Source organism: Geothrix sp. 21YS21S-4, from assembly GCF_030845995.1.
Classification (GTDB): Bacteria; Acidobacteriota; Holophagae; order Holophagales; family Holophagaceae; genus Geothrix.
Genome location: NZ_CP132719.1, coordinates 2,987,404 through 3,011,152, shown reverse-complemented (window position 1 = coordinate 3,011,152; position 23,749 = coordinate 2,987,404). Strand labels below are relative to the sequence as shown.

Annotated in this window: 23 protein-coding genes; 16 read left to right on the top strand and 7 right to left on the bottom strand. The window is 68.8% G+C overall.

Annotation, left to right across the window (positions count from 1 at the left end):
• Positions 1-78: 78 nt before the first annotated feature.
• A complete protein-coding gene (gene upp, locus RAH39_RS13695) occupies positions 79-705 on the bottom strand; it encodes a uracil phosphoribosyltransferase (protein ID WP_306590688.1) in 627 nt (208 codons plus the stop codon).
• Between the two features lie 296 nt (positions 706-1,001).
• Between upp and RAH39_RS13690 the strand changes: the two genes are divergently transcribed.
• From RAH39_RS13690 to RAH39_RS13645, 10 genes are all read left to right on the top strand, one after another.
• Complete coding sequence (locus tag RAH39_RS13690) at positions 1,002-2,450, top strand: indole-3-glycerol phosphate synthase TrpC (protein ID WP_306590687.1); 1,449 nt, start codon at positions 1,002-1,004, stop codon at positions 2,448-2,450.
• A 71-nt stretch (positions 2,451-2,521) separates the two neighbouring features.
• Positions 2,522-3,802: a phosphopyruvate hydratase gene (eno, locus tag RAH39_RS13685; protein ID WP_306590686.1), complete on the top strand. Its 1,281-nt coding sequence runs from the start codon at positions 2,522-2,524 to the stop codon at positions 3,800-3,802.
• Between the two features lie 9 nt (positions 3,803-3,811).
• Positions 3,812-4,114 (top strand): FtsB family cell division protein, encoded by a 303-nt coding sequence (locus RAH39_RS13680; protein WP_306590685.1) that lies wholly within the window; start codon positions 3,812-3,814, stop codon positions 4,112-4,114.
• A 265-nt stretch (positions 4,115-4,379) separates the two neighbouring features.
• On the top strand, positions 4,380-4,919 hold the full coding sequence (locus tag RAH39_RS13675) for a diaminopimelate epimerase (RefSeq protein WP_306590684.1): 540 nt from the start codon (positions 4,380-4,382) through the stop codon (positions 4,917-4,919).
• Positions 4,920-5,034: 115 nt separating this feature from the next.
• A complete protein-coding gene (locus RAH39_RS13670) occupies positions 5,035-5,814 on the top strand; it encodes a ParA family protein (RefSeq protein WP_306590683.1) in 780 nt (259 codons plus the stop codon).
• Positions 5,814-6,683: a ParB/RepB/Spo0J family partition protein gene (locus tag RAH39_RS13665; protein WP_306590682.1), complete on the top strand. Its 870-nt coding sequence runs from the start codon at positions 5,814-5,816 to the stop codon at positions 6,681-6,683. Before RAH39_RS13670 ends, RAH39_RS13665 begins: the two co-directional genes overlap by 1 nt.
• An 8-nt stretch (positions 6,684-6,691) precedes the next feature.
• Positions 6,692-7,546 carry an acetyl-CoA carboxylase, carboxyltransferase subunit beta gene (gene accD / locus RAH39_RS13660; protein WP_306590681.1) on the top strand — a complete coding sequence of 285 codons (855 nt, stop codon included), beginning with the start codon at positions 6,692-6,694 and terminating at the stop codon, positions 7,544-7,546.
• The gene (locus RAH39_RS13655; RefSeq protein WP_306590680.1) at positions 7,546-8,772 is read left to right on the top strand and encodes a bifunctional folylpolyglutamate synthase/dihydrofolate synthase; all 1,227 of its coding nucleotides are present in this window, start codon (positions 7,546-7,548) and stop codon (positions 8,770-8,772) included. The genes accD and RAH39_RS13655 overlap by 1 nt, the downstream gene beginning before the upstream one ends.
• 45 nt (positions 8,773-8,817) lie before the next feature.
• Positions 8,818-9,501, top strand: coding sequence for a hypothetical protein (locus tag RAH39_RS13650; RefSeq protein WP_306590679.1), 684 nt, complete (start codon positions 8,818-8,820; stop codon positions 9,499-9,501).
• A 17-nt stretch (positions 9,502-9,518) separates the two neighbouring features.
• Positions 9,519-10,421: a cation diffusion facilitator family transporter gene (locus RAH39_RS13645; RefSeq protein ID WP_306590678.1), complete on the top strand. Its 903-nt coding sequence runs from the start codon at positions 9,519-9,521 to the stop codon at positions 10,419-10,421.
• A 141-nt stretch (positions 10,422-10,562) separates the two neighbouring features.
• On the opposite strand, the gene RAH39_RS13640 is transcribed toward RAH39_RS13645, so the two are convergent.
• A complete protein-coding gene (locus RAH39_RS13640) occupies positions 10,563-10,976 on the bottom strand; it encodes a helix-turn-helix transcriptional regulator (protein WP_306590677.1) in 414 nt (137 codons plus the stop codon).
• 217 nt (positions 10,977-11,193) lie between these two features.
• On the opposite strand from RAH39_RS13640, the gene RAH39_RS13635 reads away from it, so the two are divergent.
• Positions 11,194-11,625, top strand: coding sequence for a response regulator (locus RAH39_RS13635; protein ID WP_306590676.1), 432 nt, complete (start codon positions 11,194-11,196; stop codon positions 11,623-11,625).
• Here the strand turns inward: RAH39_RS13635 and RAH39_RS13630 are convergent.
• Positions 11,612-12,046 carry a secondary thiamine-phosphate synthase enzyme YjbQ gene (locus RAH39_RS13630; RefSeq protein WP_306590675.1) on the bottom strand — a complete coding sequence of 145 codons (435 nt, stop codon included), beginning with the start codon at positions 12,044-12,046 and terminating at the stop codon, positions 11,612-11,614. The genes RAH39_RS13635 and RAH39_RS13630 overlap by 14 nt on opposite strands.
• Positions 12,047-12,262: 216 nt before the next feature.
• Entirely contained in the window at positions 12,263-13,900 is a 1,638-nt protein-coding gene (locus tag RAH39_RS13625; protein ID WP_306590674.1) for a PKD domain-containing protein, read from the bottom strand.
• A gap of 149 nt (positions 13,901-14,049) precedes the next feature.
• Between RAH39_RS13625 and RAH39_RS13620 the strand changes: the two genes are divergently transcribed.
• On the top strand, positions 14,050-15,087 hold the full coding sequence (locus tag RAH39_RS13620; RefSeq protein WP_306590673.1) for a hypothetical protein: 1,038 nt from the start codon (positions 14,050-14,052) through the stop codon (positions 15,085-15,087).
• Between the two features lie 6 nt (positions 15,088-15,093).
• Here the strand turns inward: RAH39_RS13620 and RAH39_RS13615 are convergent, their stop codons facing one another.
• Positions 15,094-16,260 (bottom strand): S1C family serine protease, encoded by a 1,167-nt coding sequence (locus RAH39_RS13615; RefSeq protein WP_306590672.1) that lies wholly within the window; start codon positions 16,258-16,260, stop codon positions 15,094-15,096.
• A gap of 68 nt (positions 16,261-16,328) precedes the next feature.
• Here RAH39_RS13615 and RAH39_RS13610 point away from each other — a divergent pair, with 68 nt between their 5' ends.
• Positions 16,329-19,757, top strand: coding sequence for a methylmalonyl-CoA mutase family protein (locus tag RAH39_RS13610; RefSeq protein ID WP_306590671.1), 3,429 nt, complete (start codon positions 16,329-16,331; stop codon positions 19,755-19,757).
• A 201-nt stretch (positions 19,758-19,958) separates the two neighbouring features.
• On the opposite strand, the gene RAH39_RS13605 is transcribed toward RAH39_RS13610, so the two are convergent.
• Positions 19,959-21,014 carry a virulence RhuM family protein gene (locus RAH39_RS13605; RefSeq protein ID WP_373467332.1) on the bottom strand — a complete coding sequence of 352 codons (1,056 nt, stop codon included), beginning with the start codon at positions 21,012-21,014 and terminating at the stop codon, positions 19,959-19,961.
• 103 nt (positions 21,015-21,117) lie between these two features.
• On the opposite strand from RAH39_RS13605, the gene RAH39_RS13600 reads away from it, so the two are divergent.
• Positions 21,118-21,972 (top strand): transglycosylase SLT domain-containing protein, encoded by an 855-nt coding sequence (locus RAH39_RS13600; RefSeq protein ID WP_306590669.1) that lies wholly within the window; start codon positions 21,118-21,120, stop codon positions 21,970-21,972.
• Position 21,973: 1 nt separating this feature from the next.
• On the opposite strand, the gene RAH39_RS13595 is transcribed toward RAH39_RS13600, so the two are convergent.
• Entirely contained in the window at positions 21,974-22,348 is a 375-nt protein-coding gene (locus RAH39_RS13595; protein ID WP_306590668.1) for an Hpt domain-containing protein, read from the bottom strand.
• An 83-nt stretch (positions 22,349-22,431) separates the two neighbouring features.
• On the opposite strand from RAH39_RS13595, the gene RAH39_RS13590 reads away from it, so the two are divergent.
• On the top strand, positions 22,432-22,905 hold the full coding sequence (locus tag RAH39_RS13590; RefSeq protein ID WP_306590667.1) for a hypothetical protein: 474 nt from the start codon (positions 22,432-22,434) through the stop codon (positions 22,903-22,905).
• A 127-nt stretch (positions 22,906-23,032) separates the two neighbouring features.
• On the top strand, positions 23,033-23,551 hold the full coding sequence (locus RAH39_RS13585; protein ID WP_306590666.1) for a Spy/CpxP family protein refolding chaperone: 519 nt from the start codon (positions 23,033-23,035) through the stop codon (positions 23,549-23,551).
• Positions 23,552-23,749 lie beyond the last annotated feature (198 nt).

Genomic DNA, 23,749 nt, shown 5'->3' with positions numbered 1-23,749 from the left:
AGCATTCTACCCAGGGGGCGAAGCCAAAGTTCCGCCCGTCATCACGCGGGTTGGACGATGCCGCGCGAAATGATTCCGTCAGGCCGTTCCGAACAAGCGGTCGCCCGCGTCACCGAGGCCGGGCAGGATGTAGCCCTTGTCGTTGAGCTGGCGATCCACCGCGCCCACCACGAGGCGGAGGTCGGGATGGTCCGCGCGCAAGCGCTCGATGCCTTCGGGCGAGGCGAGCAGGGCGACGAGGGTGAGGTTGATCGCGCCCGCGGCCTTCAACTGCCGGATGGCTTCGGACGCGCTGCCGCCGGTCGCGAGCATGGGGTCGAGGACGAAGACGGGCCGCGCCTCCAGGAGGGGCGGGAAGTTGCGGTAGTAGGGCACGGGCACCAGCGAATCGTGGTCGCGGTAGAGCCCGAGGTGGCCGACCTTCGCGGTGGGCAGGAGCTGGAGGAAGGAGGGCAGCAGGCCGAGGCCCGCGCGGAGAACCGGCACCAGCACGGGATCCAGCGACTTCAGGCGAAGCGTTCCCGTGCGCTCCAGCGGCGTCTCCACCACCACGGATTCCACCGGCAGGTCGCGCGTCGCCTCCACCGCGAGGATCAGGCCGACCTCCTCGATGAGCGCGCGGAACAGGCTTCCGGGCGTCTTGCGGTCGCGGATGAGCGACAGCTTGTGGTGGACCAGCGGGTGATCGATTACGTGGATCGTCATGGGTGCCTCGGGGCCGCTCCGCTGCGGACGCGCGAGTTGAAGCGTAACAGGGGGCGGCGTTCCCGCGGTCCGCGTCGCGCCGCTTCCGTCGACTCCGCTCGCGTCCGTACGGGCATCCGAAGGGCGGAAACGAATGGGTCGGGAAGGGGAGGTAGCGTCCAAAAAAATGAAGATTCGGGAGATTTCTCTGTTGACCTCATCCGGATCGCTGGTTTGATGTTGAATCAGAGGAAAAACGACCGATCATCTTCCCCATAGGGCCAGCAGCGAGGTATCTGAGATTTGGAGCGTGGGAAATGCTAAAGAAAGTGGCCATCTTCAAGGCCCTGGATGTGGAAATCAAGAAGCAGCGAGGACCCGTGGCGGTCAAGGATGCCTACAAGGGCCACCATTCGTTGAAGGAAGAGCTAAGTCAGCCTGGAATCACCATCTTGGGTGAAGTGGCCGGGGGCGACCCCGGCCGCGGCCAGGTGCGGGAATCCTACAAGGCCTCGACCCATGCCAAGAGCCTGGTCGAGAACGGGGCCAAGGCCCTTTCCGTGGCCACGGACAAGTTCCTGTACTACGGCGAGGACAAGCACCTGTCCGAAGTGCGGAGCCAGGTGAAGGTGCCCCTGCTGCGGCGGGAGTTCATCTTCGAGGAGTACCAGGTCGAGGAGAGCAAGATCCTCGGCGCGGACGCCATCTTCCTGATGCCCGCGCTGCTCGGCCAAGAGCGGCTCCAGGCCCTCCTGAAGTTCGCCATGAGCAAGGGCCTGGACGTGGTGGTGGAAGTCACCTCCGAGTCCGAATTGGAGCGGGCCGTGGAAGCCGGGGCGGACATCGTGTGCGCCGTGGGCCGGAACCTGGACACCTGGGAGGCCGCCTGGGAGCAGGCCGTGGCCCTCGTCAAGAAGGTGCCCAAGAGCTGCCTGAAGATCGTGGAAGGCGGCATCCACCGCCTGGAGCAGATCAAGCAGATGGAGGCCCTGGGCGTCCATGGGCTGATCGTCGGCGACGCGCTCCTCGACGACTACTATCCCGGCAAGCGCCTCGCCCAGATCCTGGCCGGCGTCGAGCCCCCGAAGAAAGCCGTGAAGCCCAAAGGCAAGACCGGCTCTGCCGCCGACGCGGCGCAAGCCCCCCAGGCTGTTCCGGCAGCCAAGGAAAGCCCATCCACCCCGCGGAAGGATGCGCCTGGAGTTGGCATCCAGCTTGCCAAGGCTAAGCCGTCTTCCCGCCCGACCCCTTCCAACCCCGCCCAAAAGGGCGTAAAGGAGCCACCCATGGCTGAACTGACCAACATGGTCGTCCCGACCGAACCCGTCGCCGCGAAGAAGCCGGCGAAGAAGGCCGCGCCGAAAAAGCCCGCGGCGAAGAAGCCGGCCGTGAAGAAGGCCGCCGCCCCCAAGAAGGCTGCCGCGAAGAAGCCGGCCGCCAAGAAGGCCGCCGCCCCCAAGAAGGCCGCCGCGAAGAAGCCGGCTGCCAAGAAGGCCGTCGTGAAGAAGGCCGCTCCGAAGAAGGCCGCCGCGAAGAAGCCGGCCGTGAAGAAGGCTACGCCGAAGAAGGCCGCCGCCAAGAAGCCGGTCGCCAAGAAGACCGCCGTGAAGAAGGCCGTGGCGCCGAAGAAGGCCGTCGCGAAGAAGCCGGCCGCCAAGAAGACCGCTGTGAAGAAGGCCGTGAAGAAGGCCGCGCCGAAGAAGGCCACCGCCGCGAAGAAGCCGGCCGTGAAGAAGGCTGCGCCGAAGAAGGCCGCCAAGAAGTAGCGCTGGTCGTCGCGCACACCTGGCTAAGATCAGAGAGGCGCGCGAGCGCGCCTCTCTGAGCCGGGTGCCTCATGAATCTGATCGACCGTGTCTCCGCTCTCGAAGTGCTGGACAGCCGGGGGAACCCCACGGTGCTGGCACGGGTCCACCTTTCCGACGGGACGGTCGGGCAGGCCCTGGTCCCCTCGGGCGCATCGACCGGCAGCCGCGAGGCGCTGGAGCGCCGGGACGGCGACAAGAAGCGCTACCTCGGCAAGGGCGTGCTGGGCGCGGTGGACGCCATCAATGTCGAGCTGGCGGCGGCGCTCGAAGGTATGGATCCCTTCCAGCAGGCCGAGCTCGATGAGCTGATGTGCGACCTGGACGGGACCGAGAACAAGGCCCGCCTGGGCGCGAACGCCATCCTGGGCGTGTCCATGGCCCTGGCCGACGCGGCCGCCCGCGCCGCCCGGATGCCGCTGTACCGCTACCTGGGCGGCGCCTCAGCGCGCCTGCTGCCCGTCCCGATGATGAACATCCTCAACGGCGGTGCCCACGCGGACAACAACGTGGACATCCAGGAATTCATGGTGCTGCCCGTGGGCGCCCCGAATTTCCGGGAGGCCCTCCGGTGGGGCGTGGAGATCTACCACGCCCTGAAGGCCGTCCTGAAGGACCGCAAGCTGGCCACGGGCGTGGGGGACGAGGGCGGGTTCGCCCCGAACCTGGGCTCCAACGAGGAGGCCCTCGACCTGATCGGCGAGGCCGTCAAGAAGGCCGGCTACAAGCTCGGGAAGGATGTGTTCCTGGGCCTGGACTGCGCCGCCAGCGAGTTCCACACCGGCAAGACCTACGCCCTCGACGGCGCCCACAAGTCGGCCGCCCAGCTGGTCGAGTACTACCAGGGCCTGGTGTCCCGGCATCCCATCCTGTCCGTCGAAGACGGGTTCGCCGAGGGCGACTGGAAGGGCTGGAAGGCCCAGACGGACGCCATGGGCGCCAAGACCCAGCTCGTGGGCGACGACCTCTTCGTGACCAACCCCGCCATCCTCGCCAAGGGCATCCAGGAGGGCGTGGCCAACGCGATCCTCATCAAGCTGAACCAGATCGGGACGGTCACCGAGACCCTGCGGGCCGTGGAGATGGCCCACAAGGCGGGCTACCGCGCGATCATCAGCCACCGCAGCGGCGAGACCGAGGACAGCTTCATCGCCGACCTCGCCGTGGCCACGGGCGCGGGCCAGATCAAGACCGGCGCCCCCTGCCGGACGGACCGGGTCGCCAAGTACAACCGCCTGCTCTCCATCGAATGGGAACTGGGCGCCGCCGCTCGCTATGCCGGCCGCGAAGCCTTCGGTTCCCGCCTCGCCTAGGAGGTCCCGATGAACGCCAACTGGCTCCTGAAGTCGTCCACCGTATGGGGCGCGCTGGGAGCCTCGGGGCTGTTGTCCCTGGTGGCGCTCCTCTTCTCCCAGGGCGGGCTGCCGGAACTGCGCAAGCGGGAGGCGGAACTGGCGACCGCCCGCGGACGGCTGGTGGAGCTCAATCGGCACAACCGCGAACTCCTCGAGGAGGTCCAGCGGCTCGCCGCGAAGGATCCCGAACTGATGGAAGCCCTGGCCCGCCGCCAGGGCTACGCCCGCCCCGGCGAGACCGTCTACACCTTCCGCAACCGCGAGCGCTGACATGGATCTCCACCTCGCGTCGGCCTCCGGCAACCTGTTCGGCTACCTGTGGGTCGATGAGGCTAAAGATAGTTTTGGCGAGCATTACACACGAATCCTGTGCCCCCGGAGCCATGGATTCGGTTTAGATGGCCTTTTTTTGATGCAAAGGCCTCAAGACGGCCCGTGGAGGCTCGAGCACTGGGATACGGATGGGGCTAAGACCTTTTGTTCCAATGGTAGCAGGGCCGCCCTGGCGGTCCCCGAGGCGCCCGAAGGCGAGGTCGTGGAGGTCCTCTCCACCGGCGAGCGCATTCGGCTTCGTAGGGACGGCGCGGACGTCGCCATCCGGATGCCCGAGGGCGACGGCTTCGGATTGCGCGCGGTGCCCATGCCGACGCCGCACCCGGCGGGCTTCGGCTGGATCGGGAATCCGCAGCTCGTGATGCGCGTGCCTTCCGTGGCCGACGTCGACCTGGCCGTGTTCGCGCCGCCCTTCCGCCACCATCCGGCGCTCGAGGGCGGAACCAACGTGAGCGTGGTGGAGGTGCTCGCTCCCGGCGAGGCTCGCATCCGCTCCTGGGAGCGCGGCGTGGAGGGCGAGACGCTCAGCTGCGGCACGGGCAGCGCCGTCGCCGTCGCGTGGCTGGCCCGCACCGAGGGCGTCTCCCGCTGGCGCCTGCACAACGCCGCGGGCGAGACGCTGTCGGTGGAACTTCAGCTCGGCGACGACGGCGCCTGGCGCGACCTGTGGCTCTCCGGACCCGCCCGCCACCTGGGCGTCGTGCGCGTGGATCCCGCGCTCCTGACGGGGCCGCATCCCTGACCACACCAGCGCTCCGCCGTGGAACCCCGACCTGCTAGACTGGTGTGTTCCACACCCGAGGGGATGTTCCGATGCGAGGTTTCACCAGCGCCTGCGCGACGAGAAGGGCCGTCTGATGCGCGCCCGGGTGGTGGCTCTCGCGAACCAGAAGGGCGGCGTCGGCAAGACCACGTCGGCCATCAACCTCGCCGCGTCGCTCGCGATGATGGAGAAGCTGGTCCTGCTGGTGGACTTCGATCCCCAGGGACACAGCACCACGGGCCTCGGCTTTCCCAAGCCGGACCACCGCGCGGGCGCCTACGCCCTGATGAAGGGCGCGCCGGCCGAGGCGCTGGTGCTCAGCACCGAAGTGCCCATGATGCAGGTCATCCCCGCCGGCAAGGACCTCGCCCAGCTGGAGTTCGAGCTGTTCGAGCTGCCCCAGCTCCAGGTGCTCCGCCGCGCGCTCGCGCCGCTGATGGATCGCTTCGACTACATCCTGATCGACCCGCCGCCGAGCCTCGGGATGATCACCCTCAACGCCCTGTCCGCGGCGGACGAGGTCATTGTTCCCATGCCCTGCGAGTTCTTCGCGCTGGACGGCCTGGCGGAACTCACGGAGACGCTGCGGCGCATCCAGGCGGGTCCCAATCCCCGGCTCAAGCTGGGCGGCATCCTGCTCACGATGGCGGAGGAGCGCACCAACCTCGGCGCCGCCGTCGCCGCGGAAGTGCGGCACGCCTTCCCCGGCAAGGTGTTCCAGACCATGATCCCCCGGAACATCCGGCTCGCCGAGGCGCCCAGCCACGGCAAGCCGGTGGCCTTCTACGACCTGCGCTCCAAGGGCGCCCAGGCCTACCTCAACCTCGCGAAGGAGTGGATGGGCCTGGAGGTTCCCGCGAGGAGGGAAGCCTGATGACGACGCCCGTGAAGCGCCCGGCCCTCGGCCGGGGCCTGACCTCGCTCATGAGCCAGATGGCGCCCGAGGACGCCCCCCAGCGGGAGCTGCCGCTGGGAAGCCTGGTGCCCAACCGCGCCCAGCCGCGCACCCACTTCGACGAGACGGCCCTCGCCGAGTTGGCGGAGAGCCTCAAGCAGCACGGGATGGTGCAGCCCATCGTCGTCCGCAAGGTGGGCGAGCAGTTCGAGATCATCGCCGGCGAGCGCCGCTGGCGGGCCGCGCGCAAGGCGGGGCTTGCCATGGTTCCGGTGGTGGTGAAGGAGGTCCCCGACGACCGCCTGCTCGAGATCGCCCTGGTGGAGAACATCCAGCGCCAGGAGCTGAATCCCATCGAGGAAGCCACCGCGTACTGGCAGCTGGGCGAGCACCTGCGCCTCACCCAGGAGCAGGTGGCGGACCGCGTGGGCAAGTCGCGGCCGCAGGTGGCGAACACCCTGCGCCTGCTGCGCCTGCCGGCGGAACTGAAGACCGACGTGGCCGCCGGGCGGCTCAGCACGGGGCACGCCAAGGTGCTCCTCGGCGTTCCCGATCCGCGCCTCCAGGAGCAGCTCGCCCACGAGGTGGTGGCCCAGCAGCTCAGCGTGCGCGCGCTGGAAGCCCGCATCCAGCAGCTCCAGAAGCAGGTGAAGGCCAAGGGCCGGAAGAAGCATCCCCAGGAGCTGTTCATCAAGGCCGCCGCCGAGGAGCTGACCCAGTCCTGGGGCACCCGCGTGGAGATCAAGGCCAAGGGCAAGGTCGGCGCCCTGGTGATGCACTACGGCAGCGAAGGGGAGCTGGATCGCCTCTTCGAGGCCCTGAAGCACGGTCCCGCGAAGCGCCGGTAGGAGTTCCCATGTCCTGGTTCGTGAAGAAGCGCCAACAGAAGATCGCCGTCGAAGAAAAGACCGTCCGCGTTCCCGAAGGCCTGTGGATCAAGTGCGACGCCTGCAAGGAGCTGATCTACCGCAAGGAGCTGGTCAACACCCACAACGTCTGCCCCAAGTGCGGCTACCACTTCCGCATCGGCGTCGAGGAGCGGTTGGAGAACTTGATGGACGCGGGCTGGACCGGCCTGTTCGGCGACCTCCGCAGTACGGATCCCCTCGGCTTCGCCGCCACCAAGAGCTACCGCGAACAGCTCGATCGGCTGGAGCAGGCCGGCGAGACCGAGGACGCGGTGGTGGTCGTGGAGGGCACCCTGGCCGGCCACGTGGTGGTGGCCGCGATCATGAACTTCGACTTCCTCGCCGCCAGCATGGGCAGCGTGGTGGGCGAGAAGCTGCGCCTCGGCGCGGAGCGGGCCCTCGAGAAGGGTTGCGCCTACCTGATCGTGAGCTGCAGCGGCGGGGCGCGAATGCAGGAGGGCACCCTGTCCCTGATGCAGATGGCCAAGGTGAGCGCCGCCCTGGCCAAGCTCGACAAGGCGGGCCTGCCCTACCTCAGCATCCTCACCGATCCCACCACCGGCGGCGTCAGCGCCAGCTACGCCATGCTGGGCGACCTGAACATCGCCGAGCCTAAGGCGCTCATCGGGTTCGCGGGGCCGCGCGTCATCGAGCAGACCATCAAGCAGAGCCTGCCCGAGGGTTTCCAGCGCTCCGAGTTCCTCCAGGCCCACGGGATGGTGGACAAGGTGGTCACCCGCGATCACCTGAAGGATTTCATCGCCGCCTGCCTCGCGTGGATGGGCCCCGCCCCCCGCGACTGATGGGCAGCGCGGGTCGGGTCCATCTTCCGCGGCTCGAGGCGCGGGGCCACCTCGGCATCAAGTGCGGCCTGGAGAACATCCGCGCCCTTCTTGAAGCGGTGGGCCGGCCGGACGCGGGCTATCCCGTGGTTCTCGTCGCGGGCACCAACGGGAAGGGGAGCACCGGCGCCTTCCTGGCGCACATGCTGAAGGCCGCGGGCCTCAGCGTGGGCTGGACCACCTCGCCCCACCTGGTGGATCCCACCGAGCGCATCTGGCTGGACGGCGCGCCCATCGACGAAGACACCCTGGACCGCCTCCTGGGCGAGGCCTTCGAGGCCGAAGTCTGCGCGGATCTCCGGGCCACCTACTTCGAGCTGATGATCACCGCGGCCCTCTCCGCCTTCCGAGCGAAGCGCGTGGACATCGCCGTGGTGGAAGTGGGCCTCGGCGGCCGCTGGGACGCCACCAACGCCACCGAGCCGATCGTCACGGTGCTCACCACCGTGGGATTGGATCACCAGCAGTACCTGGGCGACACGCGGGAGGCCATCGCCCGCGAGAAGCTGTGCACGGCCCGCGACGGCCGTCCCCTCGTTCTGGGCCCCTCCCTGGATCCGGCGTGGATCCGGCCGCTCCTTCCCTGCCAGCCCATCCTGTGCCCCGCGCCCCGGCTGGGTCCGGCGAAGCTGCGGTGGGACCACTCGGAGGTGGCGGGGAACCGCGTCGGGCTGGCGGGCCTCCACCAGTTGGACAACCTGGCCACGGCCTTCGAGGCGGCGCGGCAGGTGCGGGCGCAGGGCTTCTCCCTGCCCGATGACCGGCTGTGGGCCGGCGTGGCGGCCACCCGCTGGCCGGGGCGGCTGTGGGCGGTTCCGGGGCTGGAGGACGTGTGGCTGGACGGCGCCCACAACCCCGATGGCGCCCGGGCCCTGGCGGATCACGCCGTGGCCTGCGGGACGCGCCCCCACCTGTGGTTCGGCGCCATGGGCGACAAGGATCTGGCGGGCGTGGCCGCGGAGCTGAAGCGGATGCAGCCCCTGTCCCTCACCTTCGTCCGAGGCGAGGGCGCGCGCTACGCCACGGCCGAGGCCCTGGCCGCCGCCTGGGGCGCAGAGGCGCCCCTGCTGAGCGTTCCCGAAGCCGCGGCCCGGCTGCGGGAACCCGCGGACGCCCCCCGCCTCGTCACGGGATCGCTGTACCTCGCGGGCGACCTGCTGCGGGAACTGGGTGTCCGGCCCTTCTGAACGCCGTCCCCCAAGTCCTGCGTTCCTCCGGTCGATGAGGCACCCGTGCGACGTCTTCTCCTGCTCTGCCTCCCGGGCCTCCTGGCCGCCTCGGTCCCGGCGGAAGCTCCCTGCCGGATCGTGGCGGTGGAGCGCAAGGGCCTGCCGCCCTACGAGTCCGCGGATCGGGTCTACCTGCTGGAGGGCGGCCGGGACCGCGGGCTGCGAGTGGGCCAGCGGCTGACCGTGCGGCGGCCGGGATCCTCCGCGACCCTGGGCCATCTGGCCGTGGTGGAGGTGCGCGACGCCGTGGCCGAGAGCCGGTTCGAGCCGGCGCCGGGTTCCATGGGCGCGCCGTTGAAGGGCGACCTCGCCTGGCGGACGGATCTGGCGGCCCTGCCGGAACTGCCCCCGGTCGCGGAAGAGGCGGGCGCCCCGCCTTCGTCTCCGAAGGCCGTTTCCCAGGCGCCGCCGCGGGAGGGGCTCCTGTTCTTCCTGCCCCAGCGGGCGGAGCTCAGTCCCGCGGGGCAGGAGAAGCTGCGGACCTGGGTGGAAGGGTGGGGCGCCGACGGGCGGTGGGCGGTCCAGGTGCCCGTTACCCGCGCCCTCAAGCCGGCCCTCCAGAAGCAGCGGGCCGAGGCTCTCCAGGCGGCGCTCCAGGCCCTGGGCGTCGCCCACGCCGAAGTGGAGACCGAGGCCCGCGCCGCCGAGGGCAAGTACGATCCGGCCTGGATCCGCCACTGGGATTGACCCGCTAACCTGGACCCATGTCCGCCGCCTCCACCCGCGCCGTCGCCCTCGCCCTGATCGCCAACGGCGGGATCGCCGTGGCGAAGTTCGGTGTCTTCTTCGTCACGCGCAGTTCCAGCCTGCTCACCGAGGCCATCCATTCCACCGCGGACTGCGCCAACCAGGTGCTGCTGTTCCTGGGCCTCCGCGGGAGCAGCCGGCCCCCCAACGCGAGGCACCCGCTGGGCCACGGCCAGGCGGCCTTCGTCGCCAGCTTCCTGGTGGCCCTGCTGCTGTTCACGGTGGGCGGGCTCTACTCGCTGGTGGAGGGGATCCACAAGATCCGCCACCCGGAGCACCCCCATCAGCTGGGGTGGGCGGTGGCCCTGCTGCTGTTCGCCATCGCCCTGGAGGGCTGGTCCCTGCGCGGGGCGCTCCACGCCGCCGAGGCCGAGCGCCGGGGCCGGTCCCTGCTGCGCTACCTGCGCCAGTCCAGTAGCACCGAGCTGGTGGTGGTTTTGGCGGAGGACATGGCGGCCCTGCTGGGGCTGGTGATCGCCCTGGCGGCGGTTCTCCTGACGCTGGCTACGGGCAATCCCGTGTGGGATGGAATCGGGAGCGTCGCCATCGGGCTGCTGCTCATCGCCGTGGCGGCCTTCGTGGGCGCCGAGGTCGCCAGCCTCCTGCTGAACGAGGCCCCGCCCCTGGCGCTGCGGGGCGCCATCCGCGCCGCCGCGGATGCGGATCCCGGCGTGGAGCGCGTCCTGAACCTGGTGGCGGTGATCGTGGGCAGCGACCGGTTGATGGTGGCCCTCAAGGTGAAGTTCCACGAGCAGCCCAGCGGCGGGGCCCTCGTGGACGCCATCAACGCCCTGGAGCGGAGCCTCCGCGCCCGCTTCCCCCAGATCCAGCACCTGTTCGTGGAGCCCGACGAAGCCTGAGGCCCAGGCCCGTCACGCATTGAAAAGACTCTTTCACCACCAAGACACCAAGGGCACCAAGAACGGCCCGGGAACCGGCCCCTGCTTTGCTTGGTGTCTTCGTGCCTTGGTGGTGATCCTTCTTTCAGGCGCAAACCCGTATCAGCCCACCACCAGCCACACTGGCCGGCCCTTCCGCACGGCTTCGCGCAGGGCGCGCTGGGCGGGGCCCAGGTCCAGGGCCTCGGCGGCGAGGCCGGTCAGACCCACGCGGGTGACGGCCACGCCCTCGCGGGGGACGGGCAGGGGCACGGTGAGGCCCGCCAGGGGGCGTTCGGCCACGCCGGGATCCGGAAGCGTGAAGCCCGTGCCCGTCTCCAGCGACTCGCGGGAATAGCCCAGCTTCCGCTCGATCAGGGACCACATCCGCCGCCCCGGGACGCGCCGGCCCCGCTCCCACAGCGAGACCGTCTGCTGGCTGACTTCCAGCAGGTCGGCGAAGGCCTGCTGGCCGAAGCCCAGGGACTCGCGCACCTCGCGCAGCCGACGGGGAAATCCGGTCCCGGGCGAGTTCATGGGGTGTGTCCCGGTGGACAACGCTGTTGTAAAACGGAACGGCCGCACCTGCCACCCCGGGAGAAGGAGTGGCCGAAAATCCGTAGCCGCATGACCTCCAGGCTAGTTAAGTGCGAGGGCGGAGGGAAGTCGAGGTTGGAAAACCACGGCGGTCATCGAATGTGATACAACTCAGTTGTCTAAGGGGAAAGGCCCAGTGATTCCGGAAGCAGATCCCGTGAAGAAGGCGCCGCCCGTCGTCCTCGTGGTGGAGGACGAGGACATGGTCCGCGAGGTGGTGCGGGAGGTGCTCCTCTTCCTCGGCTTCCAGGTGATCGAGGCGGCCACGGCGCCCGAGGGCCTGCGGATATTCGACCGCCGGAGGGCGGAGATCGACCTGGTGCTCCTGGACATGACCATGCCCGCGATGGGGGGAGCCGAGCTGCGGGGGGAATTGCGGAGCCGGGGCGGCGCGGGCGCGCGGGTCCCCATCCTGCTGTCGTCGGCTTTCCCCCATGAGGACGTGGGCCACATCCTGTCGGAGGATCCCCGGACCCGCTTCCTTCCCAAGCCCTACACCGTGGGCGAACTGGGCGAGAAGCTCGCCGAGTGCCTGGCCCTGGAAGGCGCGACCGCCCTGGTTCCCGAGCCTTTCCTCACTCGCCGATGATCTTGATGAGCACGCGCTTGTCGCGCCCGCCGTCGAATTCGCCGTAGAAGATCTGCTCCCAGGTCCCGAAGTCCAGCTTCCCGCCAGTGATGGCCACCACCACCTCGCGGCCCATGACCTGGCGCTTGTGGTGGGCGTCGCCGTTGTCCTCTCCCGTTCGGTTGTGGAGGTAGCCGCCGGCGGCGGGATCGCTGCCGGGATTGAAGGGCGCCAGCTTCTCCAGCCAGCGGAGGTAGTCCTGCTTCAGGCCGGACTCCTCGTCATTGATGAACACGCTGGCGGTGATGTGCATGGGGTTCACCAGGCACAGGCCCTCCTTCACGCCGCTGGCGCGGACGGCGGCGGCCACCTCTTCCGTGAGGTTCACGAAGCCCGTGCGGCCGGGGACGTGGAGCGTGAGGACCTTGCGGTGGCTCTTCATGGGGGCAGGATAGCGAAAACCCCGGGTGGGGACCCGGGGTTCGCGTAGCGGGGCGGAGGGGCGCTCCTATCCATGTGGGATCAAGACGCAGGGTTTTCTTTTCACCACCAAGACACCAAGGCACCAAGAAAAGCTCTGTCCACTGCGGATGTGGTTCTTGGTGTCCTTGGTGCCTTGGTGGTGATCCTTATCTTTTGAATTGAATGCAAACAGGTATCAGTAGCCCGTGATGGTGACGTCGTCGAAGTTCACGCGGTTGGAGCTGCCGTCGGTCTTGCGGAGCTCGAAGCGGATGGGCGCGGCGACGTTCACCGTGAAGGTGGCGGTGGCCAGGGTGGTGGAGGTGGTGCTGACCGCCGTTCCCGCCTGCGTCCAGGCGCCGCCGCCGTTGGTGGAGTACCACAGCCCCCAGGTGGAGGGGTCGTCCGTCCCGTACTTGGCGTGCTTGACGGTGACGGTCTTGGCGCCGCCGGCGAAGTTGAAGTTCATGGTGACCTTGGCGCTGTTGCGGGCGCGGACGCTCTGGGCGCCCACCTTCCGGTCGCTGGCGGTGTCGCCCAGCAGGGCGTCGTTCAGCGTCCACGTGCCGGTGGGGAGGGCGACGGTCCCCGTGGCGTAGGCGGCCTTGTCGCCGGTGTCGAAGGTCTCCTTCAGGCTGCTGCCGGTCGCGGAGGTGACGGTGATGGTCCGGGTGGCGGACGCGGACTTGCCCTGGTTGCTGGTGGCCGTGAAGGTGGCGGTGTAGGTGCCCGCCGTTCCGTACGCGTGGCTGATCGGACCCAGGACCGCAGCGGTGGCGCCGTCGCCGAAGGCCCAGCCGTAGCTGAGGGCGCTGCCGTCGGAGATGCTGGCGGTCCCCTGGAAGCTGACGGAGCCGCCCGCGGCGAGGGAGACGTTCGAGGCCGGCGTCGCGATCCCCACCACCGGCGTCGGCGCCGCGGGGCCGCTGTCCCCGGCGAGGTAGGCGGTGGCGTTCAGGAAGAAGGCGCGGTTGCTGTTGATCGTGTAGCTGTTGTGCAGCGCCTTGCCCGAGGTGGTGGTGGTCCCGTCGTCGGTGGGAGCGCTGTCGCTGATGGCCACCACGCGGCCGTTCCCGAGGGTGCAGGTCACGATGAACGACCCCGTGTCGCCGCTCACCTGGGTGCGGAGGATCTCGCGCACGCTGGGGTTCTGGGCCGTGTTCACGGTCAGGTAGGAATAGGAGTGGAAGTCCATCAGCCCCAGGGACCCGTAGGCGCCGTGGAGGATGGCCTGCTCGGCGGGGCTCGTGCCGGTGGAGAAGGCGGTGCTGGTGGTGTCGGCCAGGGAGTCGCCGGGGCCGTGGCCGGGCACGAAGGTGAACCCGTAGGGATTGGTCCCGTTCACCGCCACCAGGTCGTTGAAGGCCGTGTAGGCGTCGGTTCCGCCCGTGCCGCTGTAGCGGGCGGAGCCGGGGTGGTTGCCCACCAGGAACAGTCCGCCGCCGTTCTGGACGAAGGCGAGGATCGCCTGCTTTTCCGCCGCGGTGAACTTCAGGTACGGCTCCGGAAGGATGTAGACCGCGTAGTTGGAGAGATCCTGGGCGTTGGTGGCGTCGCCGTAGGTGAGGCGGCCCGACGGCGGGAGGGACTGGACCTTGTAGCCCGCCTGGTAGAGGTCGAAGGCCCAGGCGCTGATGCCGCCGTTCCAGTCGGCTTCGGACGCGGGGGCCGCCGGGCTGGGATCGGGCTCGCTGGCGGAGCAGATCACCCACTCGGCGGAAGTGCCCGCCTCCTCGTGGCGGGTGTGGTCGAACAGGATCCGTTTGGGAGCCTGGGCGGAGATCGCCAGGGCCGACGCCAGGGCGAAGATCAGCGGAACGCGGAAGGAGCGCATGGACACCTCGAAAAGGGGAAGGAAGGATCCTCTCCATTCCACCGGCATCGGGCGTGTCGTGAACGTGAATTTCCTGTTCTTCACAAGAATTAACATCCTTCTTCGGGCCGTTTCGCGCGGCACACTGGAGGGATTCCCCAGGAATCGCCATGCTCGCCTTCGCGCTCCTCCTTTCCCTGCTTCAGGCCCCCGCTCCCGCGCCGGATCCCGTGCCTCCGGCCCGCATCGAGATGACCACGCCCTTTCCGGTGCATCTGGGCAGCGTGGGGCCGCGGGAGACGCGCGAGGCCGCCTACGGCATCCGCAGCCTCCACGACCGCCCGTTCCGCCTGCGCGTCCTGGACCTGTCGCTGGGATTGAGCCTGGACGAGGCCCAGCTGGCGGCGCCGCTGCAGCCGGGCGAGGTCCGCACCGTCCGGGTGAAGGTGGATCCCACGGGCCTGGAAGGCCCCATCAAGGGCGCCGTGCGCCTGGGCACGGATGATCCCGCCCAGCCCAATTACATCCTGCGCTACGACATGCTGGTGCGGCCCGAAGTGGCCGTGGACGCCGAGCGCCGCAGCTTCGGGGACGTCCTGCCCCACGAGCGGCCCGAGGTGACCTTCCGCTTCCGGCGGGAGGGGGGCGATCCCCTCAAGCTGGTGCTCGCCTCGGAATTGCCCTCCTATTTGGAGGCGGAGCTGGGTCCCGCCGGGGACAGCGGCGACCTGCGCTTGAAGCTGCGGCCCAGTGCCCTGAAGCCCGGCGTCACCGCGGGGTTGGAGATCGTGAAGGTGGCGACCAATGCGCCCCGGCAGCCGGTGTTCACGCTCTACGCGGACTGGCGCCTGACCCTGCCGGTGATCGCGACGCCCTCCCGCCTGGTCTTCGCGGACCTCCGCACCACGGAGCTGGAACTGGAACTGACGGCCCGGGATGGCCGGCCCTTCGAGCTCCGGGAGATGGCCATCGAGGGGGCGGGATTCACGGTGGTGGACGAGTTGCATCCTTCGGCCGCGCGGCAGGTCCTGCGGATCCGCCGGACCGGCGCGAGTGCCGACGCGGTGCTGGTCCTCCGCTGCTCGAACCTGGAGGCGCCCCTGAACGTGCCCCTGCGGTTCCTGGATCCCAAGGCCCCGGCGGAAAAGCCCAGGCCCCTGCCTCCGCCGCCCGAGGCGCACGAACACGCCCATCCGCACACGCACTGAAGCGACTCAGATGCTGGCGGGCCGGGCGTCCTCTTCGGTGAAGCGGAGGGTCACCTTGATCATCTTGCCGTCCCGCAGGACGTCGAAGACGATCTCGTCGGCGGGCGGCTCCAGTTCGAGCATGGCCATGAACTGGCCTTCGCTTTCGATCGCCCGCCCCTGGTAGCCCAGCAGGACGTCGCCCATCACGCGCACGCGGCCCGAATCGTCCAGCTCCATGGCGCGGAGGCCGGCCCGGGCGGCGGGCGTCCCGGGCGTCACCTTTCCGATGAGGATGCCGCGGAGCCCGAACGTCTGTTGGGTGATGGCCGAGGGCCAGGAATCGAAGCCCATGCTCGGGGGGTGGAGGAAGCCCCGGGCGATCAGCCGCGGCACCACCCCGTTCAGGGTGTCCACGGGGATCGCGAATCCGACGCCCACGGACCCTTCTCCCCGGGTGGCCGCGATGGCGGTGTTCATCCCGATGAGGCGCCCGCCGCTGTCGAGCAAGGGGCCGCCGGAGTTGCCGGGGTTGATGGCGGCGTCCGTCTGGATGGAATTGAGGATCCAGGTGCTGTACCCGGTGGCGATCTCCCGTCCGAGGGCGGAGATGACGCCCCGGCTGAGGGAGTGGTCCAGGCCGAAGGGGTTGCCCACGGCCAGGACCGATTGGCCCACCTGGAGGCCGCCGCTGGCGCCGATGGGAATGGGGCGCAGCGCATCCAGGGGCGCGAAGGCCTGGATCACGGCGATGTCGTAGGCGAAGCTGGCGCCGATCACGCGGCCCTTGTAGGTCTTGCCCCCGGCCAGGGTGATTTCCACCTCCTTGGCGTCAGCGAGCAGCTTTCCGTTCACTTCCTTGCTGATGACGTGGTGGTTGGTGACGATGTGCCCCCACTCATCCCACACGAAGCCCGTGCCCGAGCCCGCCGGAATCTTGTCGGAGTCGTTCGAGAGCTGGACGTAGGCGGACACGAACACCACGCTCGGCTTGATCTCCTTGAACCGGCGGATGGTGTTCCGCTCCTCGGCGCTGAGGGGGGCGGCGGGGGCCACCGGGCGGGGAGCCGCGTGCGCGCGGAACCGCTCGATGATGCTCTCCTCGGTGGGAGCCGCGGGGCGGGGCGCTTGGGTGGTCGGCCCCTGGGCGGGGAGGGCCAGGGCGGCGAGGAGGATCAGGGCGGCGCGGATCATGGGAGCTCCCTTCCGATTATGCGGCGGGCGGGGCCGCTAGACTGGGCTTTCGCCCGAACGGGGGTCCCATGTCCACAGCCACCGCGCCCACTCAGCCCGCCGCCGGCTCCGGCCTTCCGCCGGAGGGCTACGTCCCGCGCCACAAGATCCGGTTCGTCACCGCCGCCAGCCTGTTCGACGGCCACGACGCCAGCATCAACATCATGCGGCGGATCCTCCAGGCCGCGGGCTGCGAGGTGATCCACCTGGGCCACAACCGCTCGGTGCTGGACGTGGTGGAGACCGCCGTCCAGGAGGACGCCCAGGGCATCGCCGTCTCCAGCTACCAGGGCGGCCACGTGGAGTACTTCAAGTACATGGTGGACCTCCTGAAGGAGCGGGGCGCGGGCCACATCCGGGTCTTCGGCGGCGGGGGCGGGGTGATCGCGCCCGAGGAGATCCGCGAGCTGGAGGCCTACGGCGTCGCCCGCATCTACAGCCCCGAGGATGGCCGCCGGATGGGTCTCCAGGGGATGATCGACGACATGGTGCGGCAGTGCGACCTCGACCCCCGCACCACCCCCGAGTTCCATCCCCTCGCCCGCCGCATCACCCGCATCGAGCTGGGCGAGACGGACGGACTCGCGAAGCCCGTCGCCAAGGTGCCCGTCCTCGGCATCACGGGCACCGGCGGCGCGGGGAAGTCCTCCCTCATCGACGAACTGCTGCGGCGCTTCCTGGTGGACTTCCCGGACAAGCGGGTGGCCGTCCTCAGCGTGGACCCCACCAAGCGCAAGACCGGCGGCGCCCTGCTGGGGGACCGCATCCGCATGAACTCGCTCTACCATCCGGAGCTGCGCGACCGCGTCTTCATGCGGAGCCTGGCCACCCGCGGCGCGGCCCACCGGGCCACCAGCGGGGCCTTGGTGGCGAGCATCGCCGCCGCCCAGGGCGCCGGCTACGACCTGGTGATCGTCGAGACGGCGGGCATCGGGCAGAGCGACAGCGAGATCGCGGACCTGGTGGACCTGTCCATGTACGTGATGACCCCCGAATACGGCGCCGCCAGCCAGCTCGAGAAGATCGACATGCTGGACTTCGCCGACGTGGTGGTGCTGAACAAGGCCGACAAGCGGGGCGCCGAGGACGCCCTGCGCGACGTGCGGAAGCAGTACCAGCGCGCCCACCGGCGGTTCGACGAGGCGCTGGACGACATGCCCGTCTTCGCCACCTGCGCCAGCCAGTTCAACGATCCGGCCACCAACTGGCTGTTCGTGAACCTGGTGAAGGTCCTGGCCGCCAAGGCTGGCGTGGACTGGGCGCCGAAGCTGGAAGCGGGGCCCGGAAACCCCCGCCGCGCGGCCATCATCCCGCCGGAGCGCGGGCGCTACCTGGCGGAGATCGCGGACACCGTCCAGGGCTACAAGGCCTGGGCCCGCCGCCAGGCGGAGACCGCCGAACTGGCCCACGCCCTGTGGACAAGCCTCCGGACCCTGGGCGACAAGGTCCCCGCGGCGGGCGCCTTCTACGACGCGGCCCACCTCACGGAATCCGTCGAAGGCGAGCAGGGACCGGCCATTCGGGTGCTGCGCCAGCGCTACCAGGAACACCTGGGCGAGCTCCACGGCGAGTGCCGCCGCCTCGTCCACGACTGGGCGGAGTTGAAGCGGAGCTACGCGGAGCCCGAGAACGTCTACGTGGTGCGCGGCCGGGAGATCCGCACCGCCAACTACACCGTGTCCCTCAGTGGCTCCCCCATTCCCAAGGTGGCGCTGCCGCCCCAATCGGGCTGGGGCGAGCTGCTGCGCTGGCAGCTTCTGGAGAACCTCCCGGGGCGCTTCCCGTTCACGGGCGGCGTCTTCGAGTACAAGCGGGTGGGCGAGGATCCCACCCGCATGTTCGCGGGCGAGGGCACGCCGGAGCGCACCAACAAGCGCTTCCACTACGTGAGCCAGGGCCAGCCCGCGGTGCGGCTGAGCACGGCCTTCGACAGCGTCACGCTCTACGGCGAGGATCCCCACGTCCGCCCCGACATCTACGGGAAGGTGGGCAACAGCGGCGTCTCCGTCTGCACTGTGGACGATGCGAAGAAGCTGTACTCGGGCTTCGACCTGCTGTGCCCCACCACCAGCGTCAGCATGACCATCAACGGCCCGGCGCCCACCATGCTGGCCTTCTTCCTCAACGCCGCCATCGACCAGCGGGCCGAGCAGTGGCTGAAGGAGCACAGCCAGTTCGAGGCCGCCCAGGCGAAGATCGACGCGATGTACGCGGCGAAGGGCCTGGTCCGGCCCCGCTACGAAGGCGCCCTGCCCGCGGGGAACGACGGCCTGGGGCTGGCCCTCCTGGGCGTGACGTCGGATGAGTTCCTGCCGCCCGAGGTCTACGCGAAGCTGAGGACCGAGGCCCTCCAGACCGTTCGCGGCACGGTCCAGGCCGACATCCTGAAGGAGGACCAGGCGCAGAACACCTGCATCTTCAGCACGGAGTTCAGCCTCAAGGTGATGGGCGACATCCAGCAGACCTTCATCGAGGAGAAGGTCCGCAACTTCTACTCCGTCAGCATCAGCGGATACCACATCGCCGAAGCAGGCGCGAATCCCATCAGCCAGCTGGCCTTCACGCTCGCCAACGGGTTCACCTTCGTCGAGTACTACCTGTCGCGCGGGATGCACATCGACGACTTCGCGCCAAACCTCAGCTTCTTCTTCAGCAACGGCCTCGACCCCGAGTACAGCGTCATCGGCCGCGTGGCCCGGCGGATCTGGGCCGTGGCGATGAAGGAGAAGTACGGCGCCAACGACCGCTCCCAGAAGCTGAAGTACCACATCCAGACCTCGGGCCGGTCCCTCCACGCCCAGGAGATCGACTTCAACGACATCCGCACCACGCTCCAGGCCCTCTACGCCATCTACGACAACTGCAACAGCCTGCACACCAACGCCTACGACGAGGCCATCACCACGCCCACGGAGGAGAGCGTCCGCCGCGCCATCGCCGTCCAGCTGATCATCAACCGCGAGCTGGGCCTCGCCCGGAACGAGAACCCGCTCCAGGGCGCCTTCATCGTCGAGCAGCTCACGGAGCTCGTGGAGGAGGCCGTCCTGCTGGAGTTCCGCCGCCTGGCGGATCGCGGCGGCGTCCTGGGCGCCATGGAGACCATGTACCAGCGGGGCAAGATCCAGGAAGAGTCCATGCACTACGAGCACCTCAAGCACAGCGGGGAGCTGCCCATCGTCGGCGTGAACACCTTCCTCAACCTCCATCCCGCCGAACTGGGCGCTCCCGAGCTGATCCGCAGCACCGAGGCCGAGAAGCGCCAGCAGATCGACAACCTGGCCGCCTTCCACGCCCGCAACGCCGACCGAGCCCCCGCCGCCCTGGCCCGCCTCAAGGACGTCGCCCGAGCCGGAGGCAACCTCTTCGACGCCCTCCTCGACGCCGCCAAAGTCTGCAGCCTCGGCCAGATCAGCCAGGCCCTCTACGAAGTGGGGGGGCAGTACCGGAGGAACATGTAAGCGACCGCCGGGTGGCGAAGTGGGCGACTTGATGTCGCCCACGCAGCCGGGCCCCGGCGAGGAGCTTATGCCACGAGACCGTGGGGTGACGGAGCGGAGGACTGAATGTCCTCCGCGGAGTCGGGACCCCACGAGGGGGCTATGCCACGAGACCGCCGGCTGACGCGCGTCCGCCGCAATTTCCTTCCGAAATTCCTCTCACTACCTGCGCTTCTGCCGCTTCCCTGGTGTCGACACCCCGGGGGCCTTTCCCGAGAGCCGGGCCTTGGAGGCGGCTTCGAGCGTCCTCAGGTTGAAGGCCTCCCCTTCCTCCTCCAGCTGCGTCCGGCGCTGGTCGGCAAATCGCTCGTACTCGCGTGTCGCGTGAAGGTCGGCCTGCTCTTTCGACACGCCCCCGGGGCCGGGCAGGACCTCGCGTTCGTTGAAGGTCAGGAAGGCATCGAGCTTCTCGGTCCAGTCTTTCAGGAAGATCTCCTTTCGCCGGCGGGATTGGTCTTCGGCGAAATCCAGCCACATCACCACGATGCGATTCAGTTCGTCAATCTCTTGCTCGCGTAGATAGTTCTTGGCCACCGTCACATCGGCCTTCTGTACGCGCCCGGAGGTCCAGTGGGTCAGCCCCATGTGGGGGCGAGTGCTGTCGGCGCGCTCCAGGATCAGCTCCGCGGCCGTCCTGCCCGTGGCCGCGAAGTGCAGCTTGTTCTGGATGATGCTGAAGAACTTGGTGGTTTCGGCCTGGGAGGGGGCGTAATCCGACGCCAACGTGAAGATCTCCCTTACGCGCAGGTACATGCGCCGCTCGCTGGCCCGGATGTCGCGGATGCGCTCCAGCAGTTCGCTGAAGTGGTCCGGAAGTCCCGAATCTTCCGCGGGCGGATGCTTCAGTCGCTCGTCGTCCAGGACGAAGCCCTTGACGATGTATTCCCGCAGCCGCTGCGTGGCCCAGATCCGGAACTGGGTCCCCCGGGCGGAGCGGACTCGGTAGCCCACGGAAATGATGGCGTCCAGATTGTAAAAGCTCGTTTCGTAGCTTTTCCCATCGGAGGCAGTATTCCGGAATTTCCGGACTACTGCCTCCTCCTCAAGTTCGCCCTCTTCATAGATGTTCCGGATATGTTCCGAAATCGTCCGCACATCCTTCTGGAACAACTCGGCCATTTGCCGTTGCGTGAGCCAAACCGTGTCCTCTTCCAGCCGCACCTGGACCCGAGTTCGGCCATCCTCGGCCTGGTAAAGCAGCAACTCGGAACCCGGCATGAAGTCTCCTGGGATGATTATTTTCGTCGTTTTTTCGTATCATTTCAAGTTCCATCCCCCGGGCTCCGGTCGGCCGACCCCCGGAGCCGTATCATGGAGATTCATGCTCCGTCCCTTCTTCATATCCTTCCTGACCACCCTGGCGCTCACCGCCGGGATGGCGAAGGGGTCGAAGGAGGTGGCGAAGCCGGGGGTCACCTACCTCTACACCTATTACGACCGGCAGGGCCGGCTGGTGATCAACAACCTCCCCCCGAGCTACGTGAAGAGCCAGGGGCTGGTCCTGAAGCACGTGGGGGTGGGCCGGGTGCGGCTGGCGGTGACGCCGACGGAGATGGCCCGGGCCCTCAAGAGCCCCGAGCTGATCGCCCTGGTGGATGAGATTGCCCAGGCGGAGGGCGTGGATACGCACCTGGCGCGGGCCGTCATCCAGGCCGAAAGCGCCTTCAACTACCGGGCACGCTCCCGGGCGGGAGCGCTGGGGCTGATGCAGTTGATGCCGTCCACCGCGGAGCGGTTCGGGGTCCTGGATCCCTTCGATCCCCGGCAGAACATCAGTGGCGGCGTGAAGTATCTCAAGTGGCTGCACGACTACTACGAAGGCGACCTGACGCGCGTGGTGGCGGCCTACAACGCCGGCGAAGGGGCGGTGAACCGCCACAAGGGGATTCCGCCCTACCGCGAGACCCAGGCCTACGTGCCCCGCGTGCTCGACCTCTACCGCCGCCGGGCGGTGCAGCCGGACCCCAAGCTGGCGGGCAGCATGGCCCTGCTCCAGAAGGGCCGCGGCGGGTTCAAGGTGGATGTCCAGAAGACCGCCGACGGCGCGGCGGAGGTGCCCGTCCAGCGGGCTGCCACGCGCATCTACCAGTGGACCGACGCCAACGGCCGCCTCCAGATCAGCGACCAGCCCCCGCCCAAGGGCGCCGCGGACCTGAAGTCCTTCGCCGATCCCTGATTCAGCCGGCGTTCGTCTCCATGCCGGCGACGTAGGCTTCCAGGGCCGCCAGGCTGGCCTGGAATGTGGCCTCCAGATGGAGGGGCAGGTCCGATCCCCCGTCCACGGAGCCGGTCCGGCCCAGATGCTCCAGATCCGCGGCCAGCCCGCGGAGCGCCTTGGCGCCCAGGGCGCCCGCGCCGCCCTTGAGGGCGTGCCCCGCCCGGGAGAGGCCGTCGAAATCCCCCTGCTGGATGGCCTGGAGGATGTCGTGGATGCGGCGGGGCGTGTCCTCGCGGAAAATCGCCAGCATCTCCGACAGCAGTCCCGGACCTCCATCGTCGAGATCGACCAGATTCTGGAGCGTGACCGGGTCGAGGAGATCGGATGGGACCATGGACAACTCCTGGGTCCATGCTGAGGCACGGGCGGGGGCCGTTCAACGGGATCCGAGCGGAGGCGGCGGGTTACGCTGGAGGGATGACGGAAGCCCAGCCTTTGAATCCCGCGGAAACCGCCCTGTCCCTTCTGTTCCGGAAGCTCCACCCGCATCTGGAAGACGCCGCCCACGCGCTGGATCGAGGGGCCGCCCGCCGGGAGTTGGAGCGGCTCCACCTGAAGCTGATCGCGGCGCGCCTCAAAGCCGTGGAGGTCCTGGAGACGGAGGCCGGGACGCTGCCCGAGGATGCGCCCCTCGCCGAGACCCTGGAGACCCTGGCGGCCAACCTCACGCCTGTGGGCGAGAGCTACCGCCAGAGCCTGATCCTCACCCAGCTCTGCCTGGAGGAAGCCCCCGCGGATCTGCTGTCCCACGTTCCGGCTCCGCAGGCGGCGGAAGCCCTTTGGGCGCCGCGCATGACGGATTTCCTGACCCGGCTCAAGGATCCCGCCTTCGAAGCCCATCGCCGCTGGGAGGCCGTGGAGGAGGACATCGGGGAGACGGAGGAGGAATAGGCCGTGCGGCCCGGACCCCCGGACATTGGGAGGCGCGCTTTCGCCATCCGGCGGGAAACGTCAACCGTTCCGGCCCGGATCGCATCTAGGAGAGGACGGACGGTCCGTCCGCTTCCAGGAGCGACTCATGCGAACCCCCTCCCATCGGCCCGCCGCCCTGGCGGTCATTCTGTCGGTCATCGGTCTCGGCCTCTCCGCCCAGGCGCCCGAACCGGGTCCCCGTCCCGAGCCCGGCCGGTCCGGTCCCCATGTCGATCCCCACATGGGCTTTCATCCCGACTTCCGCGCCCTGCGCGAGCTGGGGCTCACCGACGCCCAGCAGGCCAAAGTGAAGGCGATCCACGAAAGCCACAAGTCGGTCTTCAAGGCCAAGGGCGCCGCGGCGGAAAAGGCCGGCAAGGCCCTGCATGAGGCCCTGGCGGGCGATTCCGCCGACGACAAGGCCCTGAAATCCCTGCACGACCAGGCCGCCGCCGCCCAGTTCGATCTGCTGCTGGAGCACCGTGCCATCCGAAAGGAGATCGTGGCCGTCCTCACGCCCGAGCAGAAGGCGCAGTTCGACAAGCTGTCCAAGAAGGGCCCCGGCCACGGCCCGCGTGGCCCCCATGGTCCGGTGCCCCGCCCGGAGCCCAGCGAACCCCGCTGATCCGGGATTACTTCCACGATTTGTAAAGATTGGTCCTGTTTGCTCAGCCAGTCTGAATTGGAAACCCCCATGAGGGTTTTGATTCAGGCTGGCTGAGCTCTTTTTGGACATGAGCGAGCCTCTGAGAGGACTCCAAGGGTTGACTGGATCCCCAGCTGGGGATGAGTGAATGCTTGAACAGGGGAAAGAGGAGTCCTG